23 protein-coding genes and 2 tRNA genes are annotated in these 26,062 nt (G+C 42.2%); 11 read left to right on the forward strand and 14 right to left on the reverse strand.

The genetic code is table 11. The annotated features are described in order from the left end of the window. Positions 1-68 precede the first annotated feature (68 nt). Entirely contained in the window at positions 69-689 is a 621-nt protein-coding gene (locus ACTL4S_RS10850; protein ID WP_004280977.1) for a LysE family transporter, read from the reverse strand. Positions 690-850: 161 nt separating this feature from the next. Between ACTL4S_RS10850 and ACTL4S_RS10855 the strand changes: the two genes are divergently transcribed. Further along, positions 851-1,771 carry a Dyp-type peroxidase gene (locus ACTL4S_RS10855; protein WP_441299337.1) on the forward strand — a complete coding sequence of 307 codons (921 nt, stop codon included), beginning with the start codon at positions 851-853 and terminating at the stop codon, positions 1,769-1,771. 139 nt (positions 1,772-1,910) lie between these two features. Here the strand turns inward: ACTL4S_RS10855 and ACTL4S_RS10860 are convergent, their stop codons facing one another. From ACTL4S_RS10860 to ACTL4S_RS10870, 3 genes are read right to left on the reverse strand one after another with little or no spacing between them, the layout of a single operon-like run. Beyond that, on the reverse strand, positions 1,911-2,438 hold the full coding sequence (locus tag ACTL4S_RS10860; protein ID WP_206687192.1) for a hypothetical protein: 528 nt from the start codon (positions 2,436-2,438) through the stop codon (positions 1,911-1,913). A gap of 8 nt (positions 2,439-2,446) precedes the next feature. Further along, a complete protein-coding gene (locus ACTL4S_RS10865; protein WP_441299338.1) occupies positions 2,447-4,048 on the reverse strand; it encodes a glycoside hydrolase family 19 protein in 1,602 nt (533 codons plus the stop codon). Continuing rightward, positions 4,048-6,909, reverse strand: a complete 2,862-nt coding sequence (locus ACTL4S_RS10870) for a type VI secretion system Vgr family protein (protein WP_441299339.1) — start codon at positions 6,907-6,909, stop codon at positions 4,048-4,050. Before ACTL4S_RS10870 ends, ACTL4S_RS10865 begins: the two co-directional genes overlap by 1 nt. Before the next feature lie 246 nt (positions 6,910-7,155). On the opposite strand from ACTL4S_RS10870, the gene ACTL4S_RS10875 reads away from it, so the two are divergent. After that, positions 7,156-8,310, forward strand: coding sequence for a methionine aminotransferase (locus ACTL4S_RS10875; RefSeq protein WP_441299371.1), 1,155 nt, complete (start codon positions 7,156-7,158; stop codon positions 8,308-8,310). 128 nt (positions 8,311-8,438) lie between these two features. Continuing rightward, positions 8,439-9,803 (forward strand): MATE family efflux transporter, encoded by a 1,365-nt coding sequence (locus tag ACTL4S_RS10880; protein ID WP_441299340.1) that lies wholly within the window; start codon positions 8,439-8,441, stop codon positions 9,801-9,803. 117 nt (positions 9,804-9,920) lie between these two features. Here ACTL4S_RS10880 and ACTL4S_RS10885 read toward each other — a convergent pair whose 3' ends face one another. Then, positions 9,921-10,769, reverse strand: coding sequence for an SDR family NAD(P)-dependent oxidoreductase (locus ACTL4S_RS10885; protein ID WP_441299341.1), 849 nt, complete (start codon positions 10,767-10,769; stop codon positions 9,921-9,923). A gap of 223 nt (positions 10,770-10,992) precedes the next feature. Between ACTL4S_RS10885 and ACTL4S_RS10890 the strand changes: the two genes are divergently transcribed. The 3 genes from ACTL4S_RS10890 to phoR all read left to right on the forward strand — a co-directional run bounded on the left by ACTL4S_RS10890 (position 10,993) and on the right by phoR (position 14,014). Beyond that, on the forward strand, positions 10,993-11,670 hold the full coding sequence (locus ACTL4S_RS10890; protein ID WP_180038374.1) for a TetR/AcrR family transcriptional regulator: 678 nt from the start codon (positions 10,993-10,995) through the stop codon (positions 11,668-11,670). A 249-nt stretch (positions 11,671-11,919) separates the two neighbouring features. Next, positions 11,920-12,630, forward strand: coding sequence for a phosphate regulon transcriptional regulator PhoB (gene phoB, locus ACTL4S_RS10895; RefSeq protein WP_004280972.1), 711 nt, complete (start codon positions 11,920-11,922; stop codon positions 12,628-12,630). Positions 12,631-12,655: 25 nt separating this feature from the next. Further along, positions 12,656-14,014, forward strand: a complete 1,359-nt coding sequence (gene phoR / locus ACTL4S_RS10900) for a phosphate regulon sensor histidine kinase PhoR (RefSeq protein ID WP_004732640.1) — start codon at positions 12,656-12,658, stop codon at positions 14,012-14,014. A 48-nt stretch (positions 14,015-14,062) separates the two neighbouring features. Here phoR and ACTL4S_RS10905 read toward each other — a convergent pair whose 3' ends face one another. Next, on the reverse strand, positions 14,063-14,713 hold the full coding sequence (locus ACTL4S_RS10905; protein WP_441299342.1) for a glutathione S-transferase family protein: 651 nt from the start codon (positions 14,711-14,713) through the stop codon (positions 14,063-14,065). Positions 14,714-14,873: 160 nt separating this feature from the next. Beyond that, on the reverse strand, positions 14,874-15,821 hold the full coding sequence (locus ACTL4S_RS10910; protein WP_441299343.1) for a pirin family protein: 948 nt from the start codon (positions 15,819-15,821) through the stop codon (positions 14,874-14,876). A 498-nt stretch (positions 15,822-16,319) separates the two neighbouring features. On the opposite strand from ACTL4S_RS10910, the gene ACTL4S_RS10915 reads away from it, so the two are divergent. Together ACTL4S_RS10915 and ACTL4S_RS10920 are read left to right on the forward strand one after the other, a co-directional pair. Further along, positions 16,320-17,642 (forward strand): GGDEF domain-containing protein, encoded by a 1,323-nt coding sequence (locus ACTL4S_RS10915; protein ID WP_441299344.1) that lies wholly within the window; start codon positions 16,320-16,322, stop codon positions 17,640-17,642. 190 nt (positions 17,643-17,832) lie between these two features. Then, on the forward strand, positions 17,833-19,056 hold the full coding sequence (locus ACTL4S_RS10920) for a GGDEF domain-containing protein (RefSeq protein ID WP_441299345.1): 1,224 nt from the start codon (positions 17,833-17,835) through the stop codon (positions 19,054-19,056). An 8-nt stretch (positions 19,057-19,064) separates the two neighbouring features. Here the strand turns inward: ACTL4S_RS10920 and ACTL4S_RS10925 are convergent, their stop codons facing one another. Next, the gene (locus tag ACTL4S_RS10925; RefSeq protein WP_004280964.1) at positions 19,065-19,997 is read right to left on the reverse strand and encodes a restriction endonuclease; all 933 of its coding nucleotides are present in this window, start codon (positions 19,995-19,997) and stop codon (positions 19,065-19,067) included. A 159-nt stretch (positions 19,998-20,156) separates the two neighbouring features. Continuing rightward, positions 20,157-21,725, reverse strand: coding sequence for a glutamine-hydrolyzing GMP synthase (gene guaA, locus ACTL4S_RS10930; protein WP_441299346.1), 1,569 nt, complete (start codon positions 21,723-21,725; stop codon positions 20,157-20,159). A gap of 344 nt (positions 21,726-22,069) precedes the next feature. Here guaA and ACTL4S_RS10935 point away from each other — a divergent pair, with 344 nt between their 5' ends. Beyond that, positions 22,070-22,708: a DedA family protein gene (locus tag ACTL4S_RS10935; RefSeq protein WP_004644839.1), complete on the forward strand. Its 639-nt coding sequence runs from the start codon at positions 22,070-22,072 to the stop codon at positions 22,706-22,708. Between the two features lie 38 nt (positions 22,709-22,746). Here ACTL4S_RS10935 and ACTL4S_RS10940 read toward each other — a convergent pair whose 3' ends face one another. The 5 genes from ACTL4S_RS10940 to ACTL4S_RS10960 form a co-directional block, all read right to left on the reverse strand. After that, on the reverse strand, positions 22,747-23,340 hold the full coding sequence (locus ACTL4S_RS10940; RefSeq protein ID WP_016806914.1) for a hypothetical protein: 594 nt from the start codon (positions 23,338-23,340) through the stop codon (positions 22,747-22,749). 198 nt (positions 23,341-23,538) lie between these two features. Beyond that, complete coding sequence (locus ACTL4S_RS10945; protein WP_441299347.1) at positions 23,539-23,931, reverse strand: hypothetical protein; 393 nt, start codon at positions 23,929-23,931, stop codon at positions 23,539-23,541. 13 nt (positions 23,932-23,944) lie between these two features. Continuing rightward, the gene (locus tag ACTL4S_RS10950) at positions 23,945-24,781 is read right to left on the reverse strand and encodes a ParA family protein (RefSeq protein WP_441299348.1); all 837 of its coding nucleotides are present in this window, start codon (positions 24,779-24,781) and stop codon (positions 23,945-23,947) included. Positions 24,782-24,876: 95 nt separating this feature from the next. After that, positions 24,877-25,269 carry a SirB2 family protein gene (locus ACTL4S_RS10955; RefSeq protein ID WP_004644835.1) on the reverse strand — a complete coding sequence of 131 codons (393 nt, stop codon included), beginning with the start codon at positions 25,267-25,269 and terminating at the stop codon, positions 24,877-24,879. Positions 25,270-25,278: 9 nt separating this feature from the next. After that, positions 25,279-25,587: a BolA family protein gene (locus ACTL4S_RS10960; RefSeq protein WP_004644834.1), complete on the reverse strand. Its 309-nt coding sequence runs from the start codon at positions 25,585-25,587 to the stop codon at positions 25,279-25,281. A 233-nt stretch (positions 25,588-25,820) separates the two neighbouring features. On the opposite strand from ACTL4S_RS10960, the gene ACTL4S_RS10965 reads away from it, so the two are divergent. Then, a tRNA-Gly gene (locus ACTL4S_RS10965) sits at positions 25,821-25,893 on the forward strand. Between the two features lie 48 nt (positions 25,894-25,941). Continuing rightward, a tRNA-Gly gene (locus tag ACTL4S_RS10970) sits at positions 25,942-26,017 on the forward strand. Positions 26,018-26,062: the final 45 nt, after the last annotated feature.

Raw genomic sequence — 26,062 nt, forward strand, 5'->3', positions numbered from 1 at the left:
TGTTAAATCATTATGATTTTCTAATGATCTATTCCGCCTCTCTCCTTTAAGGAGAGAGCAAAGACTCTTTATTGATGCACCAAACTCAATAAAAATGCAGCGCCGGCAAATAACCCGGCAAAAGTCCGGTTCATGACTTTTTGTTGTTTCGGCGATCTAAGCAGCCTTAAAACTTTAGCAGCCAATCCGGTATAACCCGCCATCACAATCAGATCAATCGTCACCATTGTCGCAGCCATAATCAAATACTGAATCCATTGTGGCTTAGACAAATCCAGAAATTGCGGCAAGACGGCCAGTAAAAATACGATGGCTTTAGGATTAGTGATATTAACCAAGAAACCATGCAGTACCAGTTTCCCTCTCGATTTTCGCGCCAATTCATGTTTAATTTCGATAGATTGTACAGGTGCTTTCCATTGCAAAATAGCCAAATACAATAAATAGCCGACACCAAACCATTTCACCACTAAAAATGCCCATGGGGTTGTCGCAAACAAAACTCCCACGCCTGCTGCAACCACTGCAATCTGTACCAGTAAAGCCAGTTGCAGACCCAGCGCATTCCAGTAACCATGCCGAAAACCATAATTCAGTCCGCTCGACATCGATGCAATTGCACCAGCACCCGGAGAGACACTAATCACCCAGCAGGCCAACATATAGGCAAACCACATTTGATAGGACATGAATATTTAACTCAGCAAAACTTGCCCAATATTATATGAATTTTCCAATAAAATCAGGCTAAAAACTTGCTTAAATATAAGGCACTGCACTATTCACTCTGCCTGGCTTCAGGCACAATATGTACATTAAAAAACAGGATCTATCCTTACAGGAGCCATGAATGACAGCCCAATCGGTAATCTTACCACTCCCTTCAGATCATGCTCGCTTTATTGTGTTACGTCTTAAAGATTTGAGTATTGAAAAATTAAAAGAACAACTCGAACATCTGTTTACTTCTCGTGATCGGCTGATCACGCAACACCCTCAAGCACAAATTAAAACAGGCGTAGCTTTTGGTCCTGAACTGTGGGCAAAACTTTATGATCAAGCTCCTGCAGGATTTAAACAGCTTGCACCTATTCAGGGTTCATTTGAAATGCCCGTGGTTCCAGCAGATATCTTAATCCATATTGCCAGTGCCCGTGCTGATATCTGTTTTGCGCTCAGTCAGGCTTTTTTTGAAGGCATTCAGGACCAGGTTCAGGTGCTGGATGAGCGAGTTTGCTTCCGATATTTTGATGGTCGTGACATTACTGGCTTTATTGATGGGACTGAAAATCCGCAATTCCCGGATGATCGTGCAGAAGTCGCGTTATTAGGTGAAAATTGGGGTATTTTCCAAGATGGTTCATTTATTTTTGCCCAGCGTTACGCGCATAACCTGGAAAAATGGAAAAAGCTAAAAGTTGATACTCAGGAACAGGTTATGGGTCGTACCAAGCTTGAATCTATTGAATTGGATGATGAGGTCAAACCTGAAAATGCGCACGTAGCACGTACTGTAGTGGAAGATGAAGAAGGTGAAGAAATGGAAATCCTGCGCCATTCTCTGCCTTATGGTGACGGACGTGGTGACCAGGGTCTATTCTTTATTGCCTATACCAAAGACCTGAAAATTATTGATGCTATGTTAGAACGTATGTTCGGTACATCTAGTGATGGAATTCATGACCGCCTGCTGCATTTTGTAACACCTCTGGATGGTGCCTATTACTTTGCACCGAGTGAGGAGTTGCTGGAAGAGGTTTTGGAGAGGTAAACTATACTATATAGAAGCAATTATAATTATTTAGTAATTGCTTCTAAAAACTCGATAAAATCAATATAAGCTATGGATAAGGTATATTTATTTATAAAAAAAATCCTTATCCATAATTGAGGTTATATTATCACCAATGTTAATAGTAATTTTTATCTAACCATTCTTTTATTAAAGAAATATTTTTTAATTCATAATGCAAATAATCATCTGAGACTCCTTCTAATCCTGAAGAATTATCTCCTAAAATATTCGTTATTGACTTTAAAACAATCTTTTTATCTTTCTTAGTTATTTTGTGCAATTCAACAGTATATAAAATTCCAGAAGGTTGAGGATAACAACAGTAGTTTTCAGTATACAAGGTAATCAAGATTGGTTCTTTAGACTTCCTATAAATACTTACAGCTTTTAATTCAACACCAGAACCATTTCCAATTCTCCCATATAACTTGTTAATAAATATTTTTTCCTTTTGGAGTTCAAAAAAATTTTTAACATATTGTGTCTGAGGATCAATTACACAATTTTTAGATAAAAAAGTTATATCATTTTTTTCAAAAACACTTAAAGTATATTTTTGATAACCACTACATTTATCATTATTTGAAGATAAAGAAATTGTAGAAAAAATACATAATAAAAAACCAAAAATAATTTTACCCATATAATTACCTATATAAAAATCCTACGTGCCTTTTTAAAATATAATTTTCTTTGTTCTTTATTTGGAGCATATAGATTAATCACTCTTGTAATTTTATCAATATGATTTTCATCCTCTCCCTTATCTGCAATTTGATATAATTTTTTATCTAACCAAAATATTATTGCTGATCTAGCAGCATATTTTGACTGTTCAAGTAATTGAGGATCTTCTGTGAAATTTGGATTTCCATCATTAGGCCATACTCTCGGATACATCTCAGTTAATACTGAATAATTATATCTGCCAGTAGTTTGTTTTAGACCTCTTCCTAAGAATTTATAACCATCCCCCTCATAAATATTTCCTAATCTTAAATTAGGTGATCTATTTTTATCCATGTACCATTTATTCGTAATAGTCTTAATTTTTAAATTCTTAGGTGATAACTTTGCATCCTTTTCAGCTTCTTTTGGACGTTTTTTATAGTAGGAAGACAAAGCTATTAAATTCTTGGCTGTATAATTTGATATATCTTCACGTAAAATAAATTTAACTCCTATTTCACCAAAAATTTGTCCAAAAAAATGTGCTTGTCTTAATCGTGTATCTAATTTATAAGTTTGTAAGTTTTTATTCAATTCATCCATGATAGGTTGCATTTTCTCACTGGACACTCCGGGCCACATTTTTTTCATTTGCTCCATAGTAATGAGAATTTTTTCATCAATTTTTTTCTCAACACTAGGTTTACCTTCTACCGTATCTCCCTTAATTACATCCACATCCAAGGTTAATCTAATTAAACTTTCTCTCATCCTTTTGGCTAGATAATTTTCAGATTTTAAAGGCGTTCCATCAGGTTTAAATACCGTGATCTGTATTTTTTCCCCAATCATGCTTAGAAATGAAAATTTCCCATTAGAAGTATTTATAATCTCCTTTCGCCCCCTTTCTAAATAGAATATTTCAACTTTTGTATTTTCAACAATATAATTATTTCCCTCTCTATCTACGATCTGGATATTTGATTCACTTTTAAAGCTTTCATAGGGTTCATCTAGTTTAATTATTTTTGGTATTTGAGAGCCATTCTTAGAGTTAACAGCACCTTTTAGAGCAAACTCATCATTTGAAGTCAAAACTAGAATTTCAATATCTCGATTAGGTGAAGATACCACCTCTACAATGCCCTGCTCATTAGTATGATGTTCAAATGAACTTTGTTTTCCTTTAGGGCGAGATTTTACCGGGAAACTCGTTAATATTTTCTCATTGCAGTCTATTATTTTAAATAAAGTCGTAACTATACCTTTTGTAGTAGGCATCACTTTTTCTTTATGATACTCCTCTATACTTTTAGGCAAGGATACTTTTACAGGATTCTTTCTAGAAGAAATAATTGAAGAATCAATCGTTTTAATAACGATATAATTTTCCGTATTGGGTGGCTTAGCTAAAATTTCCACAGTTCGATTTGGTGAACCCTGAAATATAAATAAACCATCTTTATCTGTTTTATTTGTGTTTTCTCTCGATGAACCTTTATAGCGTGATTTAACTTTTAAATTAATGACATATTTTCCTGAAGCATCATAAATTTTTGATGTTATGGTAACTAAATTGCTCATCATTCGACATCCTCTTCAGTATATACATCATCCTCTAAATCCCTTTCTTCTATCTCATTCAATAGTTCATCAATACTTTCATTATCTAAGTCTTGAATGAGATGAGTTTGTAAAGAATTAAATCCTAAAGCCACGAAATCTGTGGGTTGAGAGGTATAGAATCTTAAAGTACTTAATTGATTATTTTCATTTAATACAGACTTCTTAGTTTTAATTAAGTTCCCATCCAACTTATTTAGAATAAAAATTTCTTTTTCTCCTGCAGACTGGTTAGTCCACTGATAGTTAATTTTATTACTGAATAATGTTTTCATTTTTGGAAGATTTATTTTTTGTTCAATAATATTTTGACCTTTCGTAAACAGATGCTGCCCGGCCTTACACTCAAATTTCCCACCAGTTGTGACCACCACTCCACCACCATTGATCTTAATTTGAGACCCTCCAGCGGTCAGTACAATCTCTTTCGGACTGGTGATTTCGATCTTGTCTTCAGTCGAAATAAGCTTGATTACCTTGCGGGCAATCGCTTCAATCGCATCATCTTGGGCTTGTAGTTCAATTTTTCCTTGAGCAGCATAGAGACTCGCACCCTCTTGAGCAGCAAATAAACTGATCTTGTCCTGTGCATGAGCAACTAAAGATTTCTGTGTGGATAAATGAATATTATTCCCGGCACTCTGATTGATTTGCTGATCAGCGGATAAATGAATATTTTCATTTGTGCTCAGTGCAATCGATTGGGGTGCGGTTAACAGCATCACCGCCTGTCTAAATGCGGCAGCCTTGGCTTGATCTTCAGCTTCAATCTGACTCAGAAACTGTTTTAAACTATCAAAAAATTGCAGCGGATCATTCTGCTGTTGTTCAGCAATATCACTCAAGGCTTTACTATGATCGAGACTCGATTCAATCTGCTCTTTGGCACGACTCGCATCCAGGTGATTGCCTGCTGCTGAATCTTGCCGATAAGTGGAGATTAATAAGCCTTTTCCTGCACGTATGGCACCCCACTGGTCTGTCCTTAGTTCAAAACCTTCTCCTCGACCTTCGCTGCTTTCACTTTCTTTAGGATGGCTTAGATTTCCCAGATTGAGCTGACTGGCTGCATGACTACTTTGCAGCTGCGCACTAATCTGTTCAGGGGTATCATCGAAACGCAACTGGTTAAAGCCATCCCCATCGACCTCCTGAGAACGGATGCCACTGAGTTTTTTGGTCGCAGGAAGTTCTCCTTTTGCATCAAACATGGTCGGATGCCGTTCTGCTTCATGAATCCGTCCCACCACAAAGGGCCGGTCGATATCACCTTCAAAGAAGTCAATCACTACAATTTCGCCAATTCGCGGATGCAACCTGATGCCATAACCCTCACCCGCCCAAGGGGTCAAAACATCCACCCAAGCAGAATCGCTATCATTGTCATTGCTACCTGCGCCGCCATCATGCTGATGATCCTCACTCCGGGTAAACAGAAAACGAACTTTCACCCGCCCCCATGCATCGACATGAATCGTTTCACCTTCAGGTCCGACCACTCGAGCCCGTTGCGGATATGCAGCAGGCCGATGAATGAAGGGGTGGTACTCAGGAACAACCTGGATTTCACGGCGCACCATCTGTAGTTCATTGGCCTGTCGTTCCTCCTGTGTCATCTGCCAGCCGCTCTTCTCAAGTAAACTGTCTAGCTGAGATAAGATATCTTTGGGTAAATTGTTCTGGTTATAAAACCGCTTAGCTAAAATCAGAAATTCACGTTGATGGGCAGGATGCTGATCAATTTCAGGATGCTGTTGCAGTTCAAACCAGTATCCAACCTGAGCATCTCGTACGCTGCTACTGGCTTTAAAATATTTAGACTGCAAAGCATGATAGTCACTGAGCTGCTGATTGAGTCGATCCAGTTGGGCTATACCAGATGCTGTCACCTGATCCTCATGATTTAAGTCGCCGGTCCAAGCCGGACTGATGTTCCACGCATCTTCAAGCTGAAGAGTGGCATTTGCATGGATATCACTTTGCTGATGATTACTGAATAAAGGCTGGCTTTGATCCTGGGCAAGTTGCTGGGCATGCCAACGCTGGGTCTGGGTACTATTCGGATTGAGCTGACGTACCGCAATCAGACTGTTCAGCGTGTCGAGCTGTTCGGTGGCATGACTGCAATGAAACCGGATGGAGCGGCGTTTTAAAGCTGAAAAATATTGGGAATGATCTACCAGTTTTAAAAACTGAGCTTGAATCTCGCTGGCTGATACAGGCACAGTTAATTGCTTTTCATCGATCAGCCAGTTAATTCCTTCGCTACGCCATAAACGGGTCAGAAAATCATAATCCGATTCATTAGATTGCATCACAAAAGGCCGGACATCATAGTCCCGGCTGAGTCCTGTCAAATCCAGGCTGAGACTGGCCGCGAATAATGCACTTCTGCTTTGCCATTCACTGAACAGGATTTCACTGATCTCGCGCACCGTCTTGTTCATAAAAACCCGACTGTTACGGCGCTTCTGCCAGAGTGCAGTCGCGTCATTCAGCGTCAGTTTATACAGGGTCAAAGCTCCATCATTCTGCCCTTGACTGGCTGCAGTAATAATGCCCGTAGTCCGGAAAAGTTCACCCCGGTCTGTGACCTGATCAATGGCCACCCGACAGCCGATAAACTGTTTCAAGGCAATATGAGCATGAGTGGAAAGACAGATCAGTTCAGCCTGCAGGCCTTGATTGATCTGATGCTGACCCTCAATACGCTGAATCAAAACCTGATGATTTAAAGGAGGATGTGAAAACTGTAAATGTAGCGCACGATGCTGTCGCTTAAGCCCGAGCTGCTCCACCAGCATATGGATAGGTTTTGGCATTTTATAGTTATAATTTTAAGCTTTATTATTGTGCGGCAGATTTTAGGAAAAGTTATCCATTTCGTCCAGTTCACGATGCATTTCACATAATTAGGCCTTTAATTTATGGCCCTTCAATTAAAAATCTTAAATTGCATGTGGTACATCTTAATTAAAAATATTGCTCAATATTCCCTATTTTTCCGATTATCCTATACGGAACTTGCTGCTACACTCATTCAGATCTCATTCTTCAAGGCCAAGGACATGCTGGAACTTCCTTCTAAATTACCCGATTTGGGCGTGACCATTTTTAGTACCATGTCGGCCTTGGCACAAAAACTCGGAGCCTTGAATCTTTCTCAAGGATTTCCAGACTTTGCAGCGCCTCCTGCCTTGATTGAAGCTTTAAACCGGGCTAGCCAGAATGGATTTAACCAGTACGCTCCGGGAGATGGTCTGCCAGTCTTGCGAGGTCTAGTGGCAGATCTCTATCAGCAGCGTGATCAACTGATGATTGATCCTTTCGAGGAAATCACGATTACGCCTGGGGCCACGATTGCGATTTTTTGTGCCATTCAGGCCACAGTGCGCGCCGGTGAAGAAGTAATTATTTTCGACCCGAGCTATGACAGTTATGGCCCTGCGGTACAACTGGTCGGGGCAAAGCCAGTGCATATTGCTTTGCAGCATCCTGATTTTTCTGTGGACTGGAATCAGGTCAAAGATACCATTAATGACCGTACCCGCATGATTGTGGTAAATACTCCACATAATCCGAGTGGTAGTGTCTGGTCCAAGGCAGACTGGCAGCAACTGATCGAGCTGATTCGCGAGCGCAATATTTTGGTGCTGTCCGATGAAGTCTACGAACATCTGGTTTTTGACGGCGTTCAGCACTATTCGGCCTGGTCATTTCCAGAACTTCGTGAGCGGAGTTTTGTGATTGGTTCTTTTGGTAAAACCTTCCATGTCACTGGCTGGAAAACCGGATTTTGTATTGCTGCACCCGCACTGATGAAAATGTTCAGACAGATTTATCAGTTTGCCAGTTTCTGTGGTGTGACGCCCGTTCAGGTTGCCTTGGCGGAATATATGCAACTGCATCCTGAGCATATACCTGAACTGTCCTCTTTCTATCAAAACAAACGGGATTTATTTAACTCATCCATTGAAACGTCACGCTTTAAATGGACACCTTCTCAAGGGACTTATTTCCAGAACTTAGATTATTCAGAGATTCGGCCTGAGCTCGATGATTTATCCATGTGCCATTTTCTGGCAGAACAACATGGGATTGTCGCGATTCCAGTCTCTGCGTTCTACCAGCATCCTCCTACAGATTTACGCTTGCTCAGGTTTTGCTTTGCAAAAAAAGAACAAACCTTGATCCAGGCAGGTCAAATTCTTTCAAAGGTTTAACTCATTTTTTAACTAAAAATCTCATAAAATAAATGCCTTAGTTACTTAAAAGCTAAGGCTTTTTCTTATATTCTGCCGAATAATAGCTGCATCAACAAATAGATGATAATTCAATCACAGGATGTCGCATGGCACAGCACTCACTGATTCATCAACAGAATTTATGGAAAGCCTTTCTGGTATTTCTGTTGCCATTAATTGCGACCAATATCCTGCAAAGTCTCTCCGGCACGATCAATACGGTTTTTGTGGGACAAATGCTCGGAGTGAATGCGATTGCTGCTGTTGCCGTTTTTTTCCCGATCCTGTTTTGTCTGATGGCCTTTGTGATTGGTTTATCGGCCGGCTCTACCGTATTGATTGGCCAGGCTTGGGGCGGGAAAAATATAGAAAAAGTGCGCTGTGTGGTCGGTTCAACTTTATTTATGACCTTGATTGGCGGCAGCTTGATTGCACTTTTTGGGGTAATTTTTGCTGAGAATATTCTCTTGGCGCTTGGCACAGATCCGGATGTGATGCATTTATCCTTGCCCTATGTGCAATGGATGCTGGCGGGTAGCCCCTTAATCTTTATCTATATTATTTATACTTCCATCTTGCGCGGTGTTGGGGATAGTACCACCCCCCTGTTTGCTTCCGCACTTACCATTGGGGTCGGGTTGGTGGTGACACCGGTACTGATTGCAGGTTATTTTGGCTTTCCTAAAATGGGTATAATCTCGCCGGCGATTGCCACCATTCTGGGAAATCTGGCGGTCCTGTTGTTTTTAATCCTGTATTTGAATTATAGGCAGCATCCGCTCAAACTCGACTGGGCCTTATTAAAAAATATTCGTCATCAACCACAGTTAAGCAGAATGATCTTGAAACTGGGGGTTCCTACTGGTGTGCAAATGGTCACCACTTCAGTTGCCGGACTGGTGATTGTCGGACTGGTCAACCGCTATGGTGCAGAAGCAACAGCGGCCTATGGCGCGGTCAATCAGGTCTTAAATTATATTCAATTTCCCGCTTTGTCGATTGCGATTGCCGCGTCTGTATTTGGTGCTCAAGCGATTGGTGCAGGTAAATCAGATCTGCTCAATAAAGTTACCCGGACTGCGCTGAGTATGAATATCCTGTTTACCGGCGGTCTGGTGATTCTGGCCTATCTGTTCTCCAAATATCTGATGGCGCTATTTATTACCGATCCTAAGGTTGTAGTACTAGGACAACAACTGCTGTTTATTGTGCTGTGGTCAATACTGTTTTTTGGCGCCAGTGCCATTTTTGCTTCAATCATGCGCTCGAGTGGTACGGTGACCGTGCCAATGTTAATCAACATTTTTGCCATTCTCTGTATTGAAGTTCCCGCCGCTTATCTGTTTAGCCAGTGGTGGGGTCTGGAAGGTATCTGGTATGCCTACGCGTTGGCCTTTGTCAGCCTGTGTATTTTGCAGGGACTGTATTACCAGTTGGTCTGGAAGAAAAAAACGGTTGAAGCGTTGATTTAGATGCAGGTTTTTTTACGTGCCTAAAGCATTACAGGAGTTAATACTCTCATTTGCAAAAAATTAGCCCCTATCACAGCGATAAAAAAACCCGCTTTCGCGGGTCTGTTTTACAATTTCTTAAGCAGATTTTTTCTTCTTTTTGCCAAACTGGGTCGCCAGTGCAGTGACATGCTGATAACCGGTTGGCAAGATCCGCTGAATCAGGTCAATCGCTTTGGCATCATTACCGATCAGTAGACGGCGTTTGTCTTTTTGTACCGCCTCCAGAATTTGACGGGCAGCTTCTGCAGGTGGACAACGCAATAATTTATTAAAATTACGGGCTGATTTTTCCGGATTCATACCTAAAGTCAGCAGGCTGTTATTCATTTTTGCCGCATTGGCAATATTGGTACGGATACCCCCCGGATGCACACAGAGCGCACTCACGCCACAATTTTCTAGATCCAGTTCCTGACGCAAGGATTCAGTAAAACCACGTACCGCAAACTTGGTCGCATTATAAGCAGACTGGGTCGGTTGAGCCGTTAAACCAAACAGGCTGGAAATATTGATGACATGCCCATCGCCAGTTTTCTTGATCAGTGGTAGAAATTCTTTGGTTCCGTAAACCACGCCCCAGAAATTGATTCCGACAATCCATTCCAGTTCTTCATAAGACGCCCCTTCAACGGTTGAGCCTAGTGCAACGCCGGCATTGTTAAAGATCATATTGACACTGCTATGATCCTGTTCGACCTGTGCCGCCCAGTTACGCACCTGTTCCAGTTCAGCCACATTCACTTTCTGGATAGTCACACGAACATCACTCTCTTTGAGCAATTCAAGCGTTTGTGCCAGACCTTGTTCATTGATATCACTCAGCGCCAAGTGACAACCCTGCTGGGCCAGTAATATTGCCAGTTGCTGGCCAATACCCGAACCTGCACCGGTAATCGCAGCGACTTTATTTTTAAAATTTTTCATTCAATTTCCTTATGTAAAGAACTGCCATTCCATGACAGCAGGATCTTGTTCTGTTGTTTCAGGAGCTAGCACAGATCCTCAATATAGTTTTGACAATATAGATTGTCAATAATTATCCCATGTCCTTAGAAGCCAAATTTCAGGGGAGCATTTCTATATAGGTCTAAGCGAAATTTATTGCTAAGATATTCAAAATCTTCATGCAGATGAGCACACAGGCCTTATGACCGATTCGATCGACTCAGTAGCAAAATCACGACCCTCCAAAACCAAGGAACGTCAGTTTAAAGGCCTGTCGATGGCTGAACGACAGCAGGCACGTCGTGAAAAACTGATCGAAGCCGGAATTGAAGCCTATGGCAGTTATGGTTTTTTTTCAGTTACCGTCAAAGATATCTGCAATGAAGCCAAACTAACCGAGCGCTATTTTTATGAATCTTTCAAGAAAAGCGAGCATCTGTTTCAGACCATTTTCTTAAAACTGATTGATGAACTGCAACAGAATGTGATGCAGGCCATGATGCAGGCCTCCACCGATCCAAAAAAAATGATCGAGGCGGGTCTGACCGCTTTGCTCACTACCCTGCGTGACAATCCACGTATGGCCAGGATCATTTATATTGATGCCATGCTGGTGCAGGAACTGCATAATCAGGCCACTATTCATGAAACCATGTCACGTTTCGACCGCATGATTCATGCCTTTGTCATGTTGATGATGCCGCAATTAAATCGCAGTGAGCAGGAAATTTCCCTGGTTTCGACCGGTTTGAATGGCTATGTCACCCAAATTGCTATTCGTTGGGTGATGAGCGGTTTTAAGCATTCGCTTGAGGAAGTTTTATCGTCTTGTAGTGTGGTTTTTTTGGCGCTGCTCGAGTCATATTCAGAGAAAAAATAGATGTTAAATCATGTGTTTAATAGATTTCTATCTCTTCTGTAGTAAATGAAATCTTTATGCTGTACTACGAAAATGAGTAAAATTAATTTATGATTTTTTAACAAGTTTCCGCGCTATATTTGTCACAAATCTTTTCGAATTTCAGCAGTTTTTCCCTTTCTGCAATGATACTGTCATAATTAGTCTTTGTAATAAGCCTGTCATAAATATAAAACGGTTCACCGTTTACATGAAATAGGGTATTGCGTTGTGAAAGATGACTACATATTAATCGTCGATGACGAGCTCCCGATTCGGGAAATGATCCATACCTCTCTGGATATGGCCGGTTTTCAGTGCTTACAGGCAGAAGATGCCAAACAGGCGCATCAGATGATTGTGGATCAGCGTCCGGCACTGATTTTGCTGGACTGGATGATGCCTGGTGGTGTCAGCGGTGTGGATCTGTGTCGTCGTTTGAAACGTGATGAAAGCCTGTCAGAAATTCCGGTGATCATGCTCACAGCGCGCGGTGAAGAAGACCACAAGGTACAAGGTCTGGATGCCGGTGCCGATGACTACATGACCAAGCCATTCTCGACCCGGGAACTGGTCTCGCGGATTAAGGCAGTACTGCGCCGCGCCAATGCCCTGAGCGGTGAAAAAACCATTGATGCCAATGGCCTGATTCTGGATCCGGTCAGCCAGCGGGTGAATTTTGGGAACAACATTCTGGAAATGGGGCCGACTGAATACCGTTTACTGGCATTCTTCATGACACATCCTGAACGTGCCTATACCCGTGCGCAATTGCTGGATCAGGTTTGGGGCGGTAACGTCTATATTGAAGACCGGACCATCGATGTGCATATCCGCCGTTTGCGTAAAGTACTGGAACCTTATGGTGTAGACCGTTTTGTACAGACCGTTCGCGGAACGGGGTATCGTTTCTCGACCCGTTCAGATGTCGCTTTAGGTTAATATCTTTTAAGGTAAATCTTGTTTTATGTATGAGCCCTACCCTGTCCCCGAACTGGCACGCGAGCACAAAAGAATCCGTTACAGCAGTTTATGGGATTTTGCGAAGCAGGATTTACGCTTACTGGCTTTTTTCCTGATTATCGCCAGCTTTATCGGTTTTGGGATTGGGTATTTCTGGATTTGTATCGTAATTGCCTTTGTGGCGTTCTTTGCGACCCAAATGCGTTCCTTATATCTGGTTAATGAATGGATTTCCAACCGCCCTTATGATGTTCCGCCGAATATTGGCGGGATTTGGGGTGCACTGCTTTTCAATGTTTATCGTGCCCAACGTCAGGAACGGATTGTTCAAGCGGAAATGGTCGAATTGATTGATCGTGCACAATCTTCGCTGGTGGCCTTGCAAGAAGCCGTGGTACTACTTGATGAAAACCAACAGATTGAATGGTGGAATCCGGCAGCCGAACGTCTGCTCGGAATCTCCAGTGATGACCGTCGCCGTAATATCCTGACCTTGCTACGCCAACCGAGCTTTATCGAATACTATCACCATATTGATGAATCTCCCGACGGCCTAAAAATGCGTTCTTCGCTGTTTGAAGACCATTATGTGCAGGTCAAAATGACCCGTTTTGGCGGAGAAAGTCGGGTACTGGTCGCTTATGATGTGACCCGGATGCACAATCTGGAACAGATGCGAAAGGATTTTGTCGACAATATTTCACATGAACTGCGCACTCCTTTGACCGTGCTCAGTGGCTATATTGAAACCTTTACCGATCAGGAAGATATCAATCCACGCTGGAAACGCGCTTTTGATCAGATGCAGTCGCAAACCCGACGCATGAATGCACTGGTCAACGATCTGTTGCTGCTGTCACGTCTGGAAAATGATAAAAATATTGCCAAAAACCAGATCATTGAAATGCCGAGTCTGATGAACCAGCTATTTGATGATGCCCAGGCCTATAATATTGATTATGGTCATACCCTAAATCTGGACATTGACAGTCATTGCGATCTGATCGGTTCAGATATGGAACTGGCCAGCGCCTTTAGCAACCTGATTACCAATGCCATCAAGTATACGCCTAAAGGCGGCACCATCACCATCGGCTGGCATGATGACGGTGAATCGGCCTATTTTGTGGTGCAAGATAACGGCATCGGTATTGATCCCAAGCATCTGCCACGTCTGACCGAGCGTTTTTACCGCATCGATTCAGACCGCAGCCGTCGTACTGGCGGTACCGGTTTGGGATTGGCAATTGTTAAACATGTACTCATGCAGCATCAGGCACATCTGGAAATTGAGTCCAAGGAAAACCAAGGTTCCACGTTTAAGGTAGTTTTCCCCAAAGAACGTCTCAGCTTTCCGGACTAATCTCACAAAATCAAAAAAGGTACCATCGGCACCTTTTCTTTTAAGCGTTTAAGAGCTGATCTGTTTTTCTTTGGACAGTGCACGCGCATAGGCAGCACGTTGCGACACCCGTTTAAGATAGGCTTGAATCGCTGGATAGCTTTGACCCGTCCGGCTCTGCATGGCCTCCAAAGGAAAACTCATCTGAATATCGGCAAAACTGAAATGCCCGGCAAAATAATCATGCTCACTCAAATAGCTTTCCAGAAACTGGATATGATCTTTTAAACGGCTCTGTACAAATTGCTTTTTCACCCCATCACAGATTTTCTTGGCCACAGGTCGAATCAGCAAAGGCGTATGTTTAGGCACTGTGGTCATTACCAGTTGCATCACCAGCAGCGGCATTAACGAGCCTTCCGCATAATGCATCCAGTAACGGTACTGGGCCTTGTCGGCAATATCTTCTGGGCGAAATTGCTGCTGTTCGTCATAGCTTTCCTGCAAATATTCCAGGATCGCCGCAGATTCTGCCAGTACCTGCGACTGATCGACCAGAATCGGGGCTTTGCCCAGCGGATGGATCTGTTTTAAGGCCGGTGGCGCAGAAAGGTTAGGCTGCCGTTTATAGTATTTAACTTCGTAATCCAGTCCTAATTCTTCCATGGCCCACAGGATACGAAATGATCGTGATTGTTCGAGATGATGTAAAACACGCATATTAGACTCATGATTTTATTGTTCTTGCTCACTGAGCATAACAAAAAGCAGCCGAATATAGCTCAATTTTTGATGACTGTAATGATATGTATCCTATGTTGCAGATTCGCTATTTGAGTTCAATTCAGACAGCACTCCATATTCCCATCATTGTTAGCATTTATCGGGAAGCCCGCATCTGGTATGGAAATGCAGGTGCTTCTAAACGTGGCCCATCATAGGCAGGAATGGAACCAAAACGTTCATGACCTTCAATCCATTGTTCCCGTGCAATTTTAAGTTCCTCTGTCGTGCGCCCGACCAGATTCCACCACAGTAAGATCGGGCTTTCAAATGGTTCCCCACCAATCAATAACACCCGACTCCTAGCATGAATTTCAGCATTGACCTGCTGTAAGCCTGGCTCCAGGATCAGCATATTATCTTCATTCAGTTCATGTCCATTTATACTAGCCGTCCCCTCAAGCACCATAAAACCATATTCAAATTTCGGATTCAGTGGCAAGCGCATACTGCTACTTTCATCTGCATACAGATCTACGCCCAGCAATTCACTATGCACTTTAACCGGCGATCTGGTATTTAAATATTCTCCCACCAGCACGGTAAACTCGATGCCTTGTTCATTTATGACCGGCAATTCAGGATAATGGTCAAAACCCGGTGCCATATTGATCTTGTCATCCGGCAAGGCAATCCATAACTGCGCTGCATGCATATGCGTTTCACTTTCAGGAGAGACTTCGGTATGTGAAATGCCATAACCCGAGGTCATCAGATTGACCTGCTTGGGACGAATCAACTGCTGATTTCCCAGACTGTCATTGTGCATCATGCTGCCTTCGATCATCCATGTAAAGGTCTGCAGACCAATGTGCGGATGTGGTCCGATATCCAGACCATCTCCTTGCGGGAAAATAGCCGGACCTGCATGATCCAGAAAACACCAAGCACCTATCATGCGCTTATGTCTGCTTGGCAAGGCACGTTTAATCACGGTGCCCTGTCCGATTTCCGCGCGACGTAAAGGAAACTCCTGAATAAACTGATTCACGTACTTTTCACAATCATCGGAATTCGACAGTTCAATATCACTATTATTCGACATGGCTGAGCTTACCTCGGCATTTTCATTCTACTTTTTGAGTGGGTGAGACATGCATTTGACCGATTCAAGATGCCTCTCTGTTCAGGACAATGTACAGGGTCTATGGGCAAAATCTATCTCTGGAAATATTTAGATACGTATAAAGCGTCTCACTAGTCTCATCAATTTAAATCCTGAAAGGCGGATGAGATTTGTATCCAAAGCCCCCAAACTTGAGTTTTAGCAAGTCAATCATGATTTAGGTACATGGCGTTATGAGTTTAAATAAACTGAAGATCAGGAATGTCATTTATGTTTCACGTGAAACGAATCAACAACATCCAAAGCCCCTATAAATAAGATGATTATTCATGTATTTCAATCACTTTCAATTTTACAAAACACAAATTTTGTTACGTTTTAGCTTTAAAAACTTCCCGGATACCCAATTTTTGGGAGGTTATTTTTTACTCAATCACGGCATAATAGGCACCTATAAAAATAATACTGGACCAGGACATGTCTGCTCAGAATGAGAATATATATTCAACGGCGAATGTATCTTTTCAAAATTCGACGACCGATAAATCACTGAAATTATCTGAATGTGATCTGCAGAACCGTCAGCTGATTGAACAGGCGCTGACAGATCCTCATGCCCGTATTCCTGCCCCGTTTCAGCAGTATTTTCATGATTATGTCTATACACATAGTCATCATAACTTGCGTCAAATTAACTATCTGGAGCAAATTGCCTTTTTACTGTATTTCTTTGCCGATATCCTGATTATTCCAGACATGTTTTTTATTTCTGGTCTGATGCGCGTCGTTCTGGTTCTGGGGGCGATGTTTTGCTGTTATTACCTGTTTAAAAAATATAAAAATATTCAGATTTTGGACAGAATCTTGCCGATAGGCACCACTGTAGCTGCAGCGGCCTGGATTAGCTTACTCGCGCTTTCAACCAGTCCCCATGTTGCCACCTATATTTATGCCTCTGCGATCTTTATTCTTATCGCCAATCTCTGTGTGCAGACCCAGTTTAAAGTCGCAGTCTATTGCTCCATCTTGATTGCGCTGTTTATCATGCTTGGGGTGACCCAGTTCATGAGTGCCTCTCAAGCCTTTATTTTTAGTGTGGTCTTTAGTCCACTGTGGTTTTTTAGCATTTATATTAACTGGAATAATATTCTGAATGTGCGGCGTTCTTTTCTGCGCTCCCTGCTTGATGAATGGAACTATCAAACCTTAAAGAATCTGGCACATACCGATGATTTGACCCAGCTCTACAACCGTCGCCATTTTGTCGATATGGCTGAACGCTCTATTCATCAATGGCCCAAACATGCCAGTAGCTGCCTGTTGATGTTTGATGTGGATCATTTTAAAAATATTAATGATAGCTATGGGCATGATGTCGGTGATCGGGTGCTACAACTGATTGCTGAAGTGACCCGTAAAGAAATGCGGCATAGCGATGTACTTGCACGTTTTGGCGGGGAAGAGTTTATCGCTCTCCTGGAAGATACTCAGCTACAAGACAGCCTGGTGATTGCAGAACGAATTCGTTGTGCAATTCAAAAGCAGTATATTTATGTTGAATCCAATCATACCATCCGGTTCACCATTTCGATCGGTGTTGCAGAACTAGAATCCCATACCCAGACTCTGGAAGATCTGATCAAACAAGCCGATATCGCCTTATATCAAGCCAAGAAGTCTGGCCGAAACCGGATTGAAGTCTATCATCCGGATATGCTGAATAAGCCCAAGCCAGCAACAGAAAATCCCTGGAATGTATTTAAGCCAGACACTCAACCAGCCCAGTCAACGGCGAATTAAAGCTGAATCATTAGTCTGTTCTATAAGCTAGGATCATTCTTAGAATGCGTTAATCGGGGATTTCATTTTATAAAATAAATTTGATTCTTCCACTTTTAAAATATCCAACAAAAGAATAGAATATTTTTTATACAACTATATATAAATTTCATCTTATTCATTTTTATATATTTTAATTTGGGAAGGCTGCATGCCGCATGATAACGAAAAAGAATCACGTACCCTGATTCAGGAGGCTCTTCAAGATCCGCTTGTTCGTATTCCTGCGCCTCTAAAACCGGCCTACTATGCCCATCAAAAGAAGCTCACTTTAAAATACCTATTACAGGTCAATTTATTCGCACAGCTGGCATATGCCTCTTATACCCTCGCCGATATTCTGGTGCTGCATGATATTCTCAATTTGCTCATTTTGACCAAAATTAGCTATACCATTCTGATCGTACTGATCACGATCTGGATGTATCACTCTTACCGCAATTTACCTGTGTTTGATTTACTCTTACCTACCTCAATTATTGGCGCAAGTGCCATCTGGTTTTTTAATCTAAATCAGTCTGAAAGTGCTTATACCCTCATTTATCAATATGCCTCCTTGGTTTTTATTGTGTTGGCCAATTTATGTGTGCAGATCCGGTTCTGGCCGTCTTTGATTACTTCGAGTCTGATTACTTTGATGATTTACATCGGTGTATATTTCAATACTCGATCTGACCTGTACCAGATGTTTTTATTTTCCCTGATTTATCTGCCAGTATTGACCTTCAGTCTATATATTAGCTGGAGCTCGACCTTAAAATCACGCATGGTATTTTTGCAGCATACCCTGAATGAATATAATCGGCAGGCCTTTGAAAATATGGCTCATACCGACTCACTCACTGGCCTGAATAACCGTCGCTGTTTTGAATATCTCGCGCAACAACTGCTACAACAGAATTTTGATCAACCGGTGCCTATGAGTTTACTGGTCTTTGATGTCGATCATTTTAAGCAGATTAATGATCGTTATGGTCATGATATCGGAGATCAGGTCTTACAGACGATTGCTCTAAATACACACAGCGAAATGCGGCAGCATGATATTTTGGCACGCTATGGCGGTGAGGAATTTATTGCATTTTTACCTGAAACCTCTCTGGATGAAGCGCTAAAAGTTGCCGAGCGTTTAAGGCATAAAATTGAAAATATTGTGATCGATCTGGACAGCCAACATCGTTTCAGTTTTAGCATTTCGATTGGTGCTGCCATCCTGGAAAGCTGTGAAACAGATTTAATGACCCTGATTAAACAGGCCGATATTGCCTTATATCAGGCTAAAGCCAATGGACGGAATCGGGTTGAAGCTTATGATCCAGATCTGGAGCAAAGTTTAGCTGGGGAGCTGCAAAACTGGCAGGTTAAACCGGCTTAAATTACCCGTTAAAAATTATCTTCATCAAAACGATCTTGGTCGATTTTATAGATATGAAAACTACGTTCTATTTGTACACCTAAACCAAATTCAATCATTAAAGACGTCAGCTTATCGCCATCAATTAAAACAATACCGGATTTTCTTGCCGACTCAATGGCCTCTTTACTGAAACTTGACGTAGTAATGAATACACCCTTCTTAGCAACTTGATCGGCCAAAGCACCTTTAAACTGTTGAATGTCGGGACGACCAACAGTATCTTTCCAACGTTTCGCTTGGATGTAAATTTTATCTAGCCCTAATCGATCTTCACTAATTACACCATCAATTCCACCATCGTTGGTTTTACCAATCGCTTGAGCTGCATCTTGATGTGAACCGCCGTAGCCCATTGCCACCAGAAGATCGACAACCAGTCTTTCAAAAAATGAAGGAGATTTATCTTTTACCATCTGAAGCAAATCACTTTTCAAATCAGATTTTAATAATTCCGTTGTGTTCTGGATTGTTTCTTCTGGAGTCTGAGTTTCTTGGTAACTATTTAGGCTTTCAATAACTTGTAGATTCCCGATCCCAAACTCATCTTTATTTTTCTTTCCTAATTTAAAATCTGAAAATCCGTTGAACTGTGCTAAATATTCATTTGTTATAGCATCTAAACTTTTTAAATCAACCTGTCTACCCAAGCTACTAATCTCACAATATGCTCTCTTCGGTTGTTGAACTAAGCCCGCCTTAACTAAGTAGGTCTTTGCCCATGCCACTCTATCTTTAAATATATTTTTCCCGCTCGGAAGAATTTTATTTAAATCCTCTTCGTGTAAATTGGAACGTTCAGCTAGGATATTCGCAGCATCCGAAATTTTTATTGGCTCATTTAATTCTGATAATAATTTCATTAAAGGCAGCATTAATTGATCATAAGTAGGTAAAGGCATTTTTTAGCTTTTAAAGGTTTATTTTTATTCAGTATAAATCAAAAAAAGAGCGCCGAAGCGCTCTTTTTTATTAGGTTATATCTGATAAACCAGATACTGCCACGCGCATAGTGCTTGGCGTAATTTAGGCGGACAGCAGTGCTATCCGAAACCCCTAAATTACTCCCATTCAATTGTTGCTGGTGGTTTAGACGATACGTCATACACAACACGAGAAACTTCAGCAATTTCATTCATGATACGGGTCGAGATCTTATCGACTAAATCATAAGGAAGATGCGCGAAACGAGCCGTCATAAAGTCCACGGTTTCTACCGCACGCAGTGCAATCACCCATGCATAACGACGGCCATCACCGACTACACCCACCGATTTTACTGGCTGGAATACTGCAAATGCTTGAGCAGTCTTGTCATACCAGCCGCTGGCACGCAGTTCCTGCATGAAAATGTCATCCGCAAGACGTAAAATGTCTGCATATTCTTTTTTCACTTCACCCAGGATACGCACACCAAGACCTGGGCCCGGGAATGGATGACGGTAGATCATGCTGTGTGGCAAGCCTAAAGTCGTACCCAATTTACGTACTTCATCTTTAAACAAGTCACGTAATGGTTCAACCAGTTCAAATGCTAGGTCTGCTGGTAAGCCGCCCACATTATGGTGTGATTTAATCACATGCGCCTTACCCTGCTTGCTTGCAGCAGATTCAATCACGTCCGGATAAATCGTACCTTGTGCAAGAAATTTTACGCCATCTAATTTACGTGCTTCTTCAGCGAAGACAGCAATAAATTCACGGCCAATAATTTTACGTTTTGCTTCAGGATCAACTTCACCTGCAAGCGCAGTCAAGAAACGCTCTTCAGCATCAGCACGAATCACGCGGATACCCATGTTGTCAGCAAACATTTGCATCACTTGATCGCCTTCGTTCAAACGAAGCAGACCATTGTCTACAAATACACAGGTCAGCTGATCACCGATCGCTTTATGCAACAGCGCTGCCACTACAGATGAATCCACACCACCAGAAAGTCCTAGTAATACTTTTTCATCACCAATCTGTTGGCGAAGCTGTTCTACACGTAGATCAATAATGTGTTCTGGCGTCCACAGACCGCGACAGCCACAAATTTGATGAACGAAGTTCGACAGTAATTCTGCACCTTTAGAAGTATGTGTCACTTCAGGATGGAACTGAATACCATAGAAACGGCGAGTTTCGTCAGAAACCATCGCAATTGGACAGCTTGGCGTCTGTGCAGTGATTTGGAAGCCTTCTGGAATACGGGCAACTTTATCGCCATGGCTCATCCAGACATGCAGCTGGTTTTCACGGTCCTGTAAATTACCGATCAGCTTGTCACGTACAACAATATCTACTTCTGCATAGCCAAACTCATGCACAGTACCTGGCTCAACTTTACCGCCAAGTTGTTCGCACATGGTTTGCAGACCATAACAAATACCCAATACCGGCACACCCAGCTCGAATACCACTTGTGGCGCACGCGGGCTGCCTTCAAGGTGAACGCTCTCAGGTCCACCAGACAAGATGATACCGTTTGGATTAAATACACGAATGTCTTCTTCAGACATATCATAGGCATACATTTCAGAATATACACCAGCTTCACGGACACGACGTGCGATGAGCTGACTATATTGAGAACCGAAATCCAGAATCAGGATACGATCTTCAGTAATTTGAGTATTGGTAGTCATGACGAACAACTATGAAAGGCAAACGAAAGATAAGCGCCGTATTCTAACATTTTTCAGCGCATTAAGCACACAATTCGCATGAGGTATGCATTTAGTTGATTGCATTATATTTCTAGCAGAATAAAGCACCCCTTTGGATGCCTTGATTGGTCTGTCATTTTTATATTTTTAAGCTCAAGATTTAATCCAATTAAGCCTGTTTTTATAAAAATCCGAAGATAATATGTAAGAGAAATTTTTGCTTAATTGAAGATGGATGAAGCCTTAATTATTTTACTTTCTGGTACTGACTTTCATGCCCCGGGCTGTTAGGATTTGACCACACTTTTGCTTGTACTGGGCTCATGGAACTGATTGATTTTATCTTGCATGTTGATGATCACTTGCTTGAATTTATCACTAATTACGGGATCTGGATTTATGCCATTCTTTTCCTGATTATCTTTGTAGAAACAGGTCTGGTGGTCATGCCGTTCCTGCCTGGCGACAGCTTGCTATTTGCAGCAGGTGCACTGGCAGCCTCTACTGGTGCAATGGATCCATGGGTGCTGATTCCACTCTTGTTTGTTGCGGCAGTTCTGGGTGACACCCTGAATTATCATATTGGTAAATATATTGGTCCTCGGGTTTTCGAGATTGAATCGCGCTTCATCAATAAAAAACACTTATTGGCGACCCAGCAATTCTTTGCCAGACATGGTGGTAAGACCATTATTTTTGCGCGTTTTGTTCCTTTTGCCCGTACCTTTGCACCCTTCGTTGCCGGTGCTGGCAGCATGAATTACAAATATTTCCTGACCTATAATGTAGTAGGTGCATTTGCCTGGATTAGCTCATTTGTCATTTTGGGCTATATGTTTGGCAATATGCCGATCGTCAAAGACAACTTCACCTATCTAATTTTTGGCATCATTATTTTAAGTGTATTGCCAGGTGTGATTGGCTTTATTCAACAAAAGCTCAAAAAAAGTAAAACAGCTTAAGAACTTTTTACATTAAGATTCTTTTACAGCCTGTGCGTTTAATCCCAGAGCTTGATCAAGAGTGGGATGAGACAAAGCAGGACAAATAGAGCCGCGCCTTTATAAATGAGGCCGGCTTTTATTTTTTCAGATGGACTGGTCAATATGGCCTGACCAAAGACCATCCAGAATATCCCGACCGGAACGGTACTCAAGCTAAAGGCAGCAAAAACCAGAACGAAGTTGGTCGGGCTTTGCCAGGTTTCCATCGGTAAAATTCCAGAGGCCAACAATGCTGCTTTAGGATTTTTTAGGGTAGTTGTAAACATTTGCCAGGGGCGAATCTGCGGATGGTTCTTGCTGTAGCGTTCTAACTGCTGGGCCTTATATAAATGCAAGGTCATCCAGCCCACACAGATGGTACTCAGCACATAGACCAAGCCTTTAAAATTTGGCCAGATCGGTGACGCCAGATGAATCACCAAGGCCCATACATTAATGGCATAAAAATAGCCGAGCAAAATGGCAGGAAGATAGAGACTGGTTTTGGCCTGCCCCTGCTGATGAGCAGAACTAGCCACCAAGGCATTGGCGGGCCCTGGAACCATCATTACAGCAATGAGTCCTAAAACAAATAACCAATTTTCAATCATCGCAATGAACTTTTCCGGGCCAAGGTTGTAGCTTAATCAATATGAGAGTGTGATAACAAGCTTATAAATTTCAGATTTATATACAGTCTGGTCAATTTCCCGTGAGTTTTATCTTAATGTAAACCGCCCTATTCTTGGTGAAAGCAATAAAAAAATGCCGACCCGAAGTCAGCATTCATCCGTTTAATGTTGAATGATTTATTTAGGCGTCGCCTGCCGAACGATGATCGGACAGTTCTTATAACGCGCGGCCTGTACAATCGCTTCCTGCTCGCCTAAAAGCCGTGCCAGTTCGGTTCTTTTGGTATCGGATGATTGTCCCATATTGACTAAAACACTCGGGCCAATACCCCAGCCACCGCGACTGCCCCAGCCACCGCCAAGACCAACGCCCACACCGACGCCTGTACGTTTCGGTGGCTCAACGCCATTGTCGATATACTGCTGAATACGGTTATATTCACCCTGTAGTTGCGAACAACCCAAAGTCTGATACAGGGTTGGCGACACATAAGTCGGTTTTACCGGCGTTGCACAGGCACTCAGTAATGCAAGTGCAGCAATACTCAGGCTTATTTTCACAAGTTTCATAGCTAACTCGATCTTAATTCTGCTCTATCTCATTGAACAACGATTGATAGGCCTGAGTCAATTTATGATCAGTAGCCAAATGAATCAAAGGCTGATTTTTCTGATGAGATTCTTTCATCAAGATCGACGGTGGCAACATACTGTCGAGGACCGGTAAGCCTTCATCTTTGAGCTGTTGTACCACTTCACGCGGTAACTTAGCCTGTGCCTGAAACTGGTTGACGACAATACCTTCAATTTCCAGCCCTTCATTATGGTCATCCTGAGTTTCAATCACATTTTCAATCAGGGTCTGCAGGGCGCGTTTAGAAAACACGTCACAGTCGAAGGGAATCAGCACACGGTTCGCCGCAATGAGAGCAGAGAGGGTAAAGAAATTGAATGCAGGCGGTGTATCAATAAACACCCGATCATAATATCCTGACAGTTGTTGTAAGGCATCTCGTAACTTGTAGATCTTGTGCTTGGACTCCAGTGCATAGGCCAATGCACCCAGTGTCGGGCTAGCCGGAATGACATCGAGATGTTTAAAAGAAGATTGATGCACATAGCTTTCCAGGCCTTTACTACGACTTTTTAAAATCGAGCCAATCGCATTACCAAGCAGCCCCTTGCTTTGCTGATTGCCAAGTACATTTTCAAAATAGTTTTCTATATTTGGTTCGAGTGCCGGCTTGTCACTAGAATACGTCGCATCATCGCCCAGCACATACTGGCTAGAGTTGGCCTGCGGATCCAGGTCAATCAATAAGGTTTTTAAGCCCTGATGTGCACTGATTGCTGCCAGATTGACAGTAATACTCGACTTGCCTACCCCACCCTTTTGATTAAATACCACACGTGTACGCATGTCCCCTCCTCACATTTTTAATTACTTTTACCACATTTGTATTTTTTAATTATTTGCATGGACTGGCTGTGCTGATCATCACAGCCAGCTTGCTTTTAGCCAAAATTCGGCTTGATCATTACCAAAGCCAGAATAGACACCAACGAAACTACAGCAATAACTAAGCCAGCCCGACGCTGCGATAGCAAGATAGAATCATCTTTTTTATAGGCTTTGCCTAACGAGGACACCAGTACCAAAAATAAAATGACTTTGGCATAAAACCAAGGCTGTACATCAAAGTCTTTGAGGACGAGCGACACAATGCCGGTCAGTGCAATCACCGTGATAGCTAAATGCTGTAAAGCGACTAGCGCTATACGTGCCACCGGATTAGGTAAATTCCCTTGTGTACCGACAAACAAGGTCAAGGCACGGGCAAAAATGGCGACAATGGCCAGTCCTGCTGCCGACATATGAATAATCTTGACTAAAAGTTGGGTTTCCATCATGTCCTCTTAGTTTTTAGGTGCATGTGCACAAGCCGGACTGGTGGTGTCCTGACCAGCCCATTCTTCAGGCAAAAATGCATGAATGGCCAGCGCATGAATTTTGTCTTTTGAAAGCAGATCACCTGCAGCAGCATAAACTTTCTGATGACGCTGGACTGGACGTAAACCGGCAAAAGCCTGACTCACAATCACGGTTTTAAAATGCGATTCTTTTCCCGGGAAATAACCGCCATGACCCGAAGATTCATTCACCACTTCCAAATAGGTTGGGGATAATTGCGCCAAACGGTCTTTCAGTTGTTGTTCTAAGCTCATGGCCTGACTCCGATCTACAAAAATATAGTCTCAGTATACCTTGTTCTGTCGAGTATTTCGGTAATCTGTACAGGTGCAATCCGTTGATTGTGGCCAAGTTTCATTGATTTCTATATGAATATTGGTTATTTATTGGCTGGTCTACAGCATTTTGCTTTTATTTTATGCAATTGATGCAAGATTTTTAACAAAGGTGTTGACCACATTTTTGCATGCTGTATTATACACGGCATGCGGGAATAGCTCAGTTGGTAGAGCATAACCTTGCCAAGGTTGGGGTCGGGAGTTCGAGTCTCCTTTCCCGCTCAAAATTTTTTCATTTAGTTTTTTCATTTAAAAAACTTTATAGACTCCGCGGGAATAGCTCAGTTGGTAGAGCATAACCTTGCCAAGGTTGGGGTCGGGAGTTCGAGTCTCCTTTCCCGCTCCAGATTCAAAAAGCCCTCATCGAAAGATGGGGGCTTTTTTTATGCTG

Source organism: Acinetobacter lwoffii (assembly GCF_052078135.1).
Lineage (GTDB): Bacteria > Pseudomonadota > Gammaproteobacteria > Pseudomonadales > Moraxellaceae > Acinetobacter > Acinetobacter lwoffii_Z.

Coding starts and splice junctions, on each gene's coding strand:
- ACTL4S_RS10890 (WP_180038374.1), top strand. CDS start 10,993: ATGACCGATTCGATCGACTCAGTAGCAAAATCACGACCCTCCAAAACC.
- ACTL4S_RS10955 (WP_004644835.1), bottom strand. CDS start 25,269: ATGGAAACCCAACTTTTAGTCAAGATTATTCATATGTCGGCAGCAGGA.
- ACTL4S_RS10880 (WP_441299340.1), top strand. CDS start 8,439: ATGGCACAGCACTCACTGATTCATCAACAGAATTTATGGAAAGCCTTT.
- ACTL4S_RS10935 (WP_004644839.1), top strand. CDS start 22,070: ATGGAACTGATTGATTTTATCTTGCATGTTGATGATCACTTGCTTGAA.
- ACTL4S_RS10855 (WP_441299337.1), top strand. CDS start 851: ATGACAGCCCAATCGGTAATCTTACCACTCCCTTCAGATCATGCTCGC.
- ACTL4S_RS10870 (WP_441299339.1), bottom strand. CDS start 6,909: ATGCCAAAACCTATCCATATGCTGGTGGAGCAGCTCGGGCTTAAGCGA.
- ACTL4S_RS10885 (WP_441299341.1), bottom strand. CDS start 10,769: ATGAAAAATTTTAAAAATAAAGTCGCTGCGATTACCGGTGCAGGTTCG.
- ACTL4S_RS10915 (WP_441299344.1), top strand. CDS start 16,320: ATGTCTGCTCAGAATGAGAATATATATTCAACGGCGAATGTATCTTTT.
- ACTL4S_RS10925 (WP_004280964.1), bottom strand. CDS start 19,997: ATGCCTTTACCTACTTATGATCAATTAATGCTGCCTTTAATGAAATTA.
- ACTL4S_RS10865 (WP_441299338.1), bottom strand. CDS start 4,048: ATGAGCAATTTAGTTACCATAACATCAAAAATTTATGATGCTTCAGGA.
- ACTL4S_RS10945 (WP_441299347.1), bottom strand. CDS start 23,931: ATGAAACTTGTGAAAATAAGCCTGAGTATTGCTGCACTTGCATTACTG.
- ACTL4S_RS10960 (WP_004644834.1), bottom strand. CDS start 25,587: ATGAGCTTAGAACAACAACTGAAAGACCGTTTGGCGCAATTATCCCCA.
- ACTL4S_RS10875 (WP_441299371.1), top strand. CDS start 7,156: ATGCTGGAACTTCCTTCTAAATTACCCGATTTGGGCGTGACCATTTTT.
- phoR (WP_004732640.1), top strand. CDS start 12,656: ATGTATGAGCCCTACCCTGTCCCCGAACTGGCACGCGAGCACAAAAGA.
- ACTL4S_RS10910 (WP_441299343.1), bottom strand. CDS start 15,821: ATGTCGAATAATAGTGATATTGAACTGTCGAATTCCGATGATTGTGAA.
- ACTL4S_RS10920 (WP_441299345.1), top strand. CDS start 17,833: ATGCCGCATGATAACGAAAAAGAATCACGTACCCTGATTCAGGAGGCT.
- guaA (WP_441299346.1), bottom strand. CDS start 21,725: ATGACTACCAATACTCAAATTACTGAAGATCGTATCCTGATTCTGGAT.
- ACTL4S_RS10950 (WP_441299348.1), bottom strand. CDS start 24,781: ATGCGTACACGTGTGGTATTTAATCAAAAGGGTGGGGTAGGCAAGTCG.
- ACTL4S_RS10905 (WP_441299342.1), bottom strand. CDS start 14,713: ATGCGTGTTTTACATCATCTCGAACAATCACGATCATTTCGTATCCTG.
- ACTL4S_RS10850 (WP_004280977.1), bottom strand. CDS start 689: ATGTCCTATCAAATGTGGTTTGCCTATATGTTGGCCTGCTGGGTGATT.
- ACTL4S_RS10940 (WP_016806914.1), bottom strand. CDS start 23,340: ATGATTGAAAATTGGTTATTTGTTTTAGGACTCATTGCTGTAATGATG.
- ACTL4S_RS10860 (WP_206687192.1), bottom strand. CDS start 2,438: ATGGGTAAAATTATTTTTGGTTTTTTATTATGTATTTTTTCTACAATT.